Origin of the sequence: Bradyrhizobium jicamae (assembly GCF_001440395.1) — a bacterium.
Taxonomy (GTDB): Bacteria; Pseudomonadota; Alphaproteobacteria; order Rhizobiales; family Xanthobacteraceae; genus Bradyrhizobium; species Bradyrhizobium jicamae.
Genome location: NZ_LLXZ01000207.1, coordinates 3,255 through 3,825, shown reverse-complemented (window position 1 = coordinate 3,825; position 571 = coordinate 3,255). Strand labels below are relative to the sequence as shown.

Sequence of the window (571 nt, the reverse complement as noted above, 5' to 3'; positions counted from 1 at the left end):
CGTTGCGGCGAGTCCTGGTATGCGACCGCTGCTGAGATGGATCGCGAACTGCGCTTCCAGTCCGAATATGCGGAGATCATGGAGCGCGAGGATCGCCGGCAACGGTGGAGCGATTTCTGGTGGGCCGTTCGCCATCCCCTCGCAACGATCCATTGGGAGTTAAGCAAGCGCGGATGGTTTCGGAAGCCAGCCGTCAGCGACGACGACATTCCATTCTAGGAGATTATCCCGGTGAGGCATCCCATCGAAACTCTTTGGCGCGAAGTCGGCTTGCCGGAATACTTCCTCGGCAACGACGGTAGCAACACCAAGCTCTATGCGCTGTACGACGCGATCCTTGCTCGCTCCTCCGAGCGGACCGAGGCAGCCCGCATCATTGAAATGATCGACTTCCTTCGCAGCGAGGAAGGCGATTGCGTCACCATCTTATGCGACAATCCGGATTTCAACGGGCAGCCAAATTGCGCGGTTGAATGCAACGGCGAATGGACCAGATGGCTGCATCGTCGGTACACGGGCGACACGATCTCCGATGCGCTCAGTGCGGCGTGGCTCGAATGCACCCAGATCC

The 571-nt window shown here is 59.0% G+C and carries 2 protein-coding genes; both read left to right on the top strand.

All coding sequences use genetic code 11. From position 1 onward, the window contains the following. The coding region (locus tag CQ12_RS45735) for a hypothetical protein (RefSeq protein WP_210180602.1) at positions 1 to 219 on the top strand (219 nt) is incomplete at its 5' end. Positions 220 to 231: 12 nt separating this feature from the next. Further along, positions 232 to 571: hypothetical protein (locus CQ12_RS45425; protein ID WP_198164351.1), on the top strand; the 340-nt coding region annotated here is incomplete at its 3' end.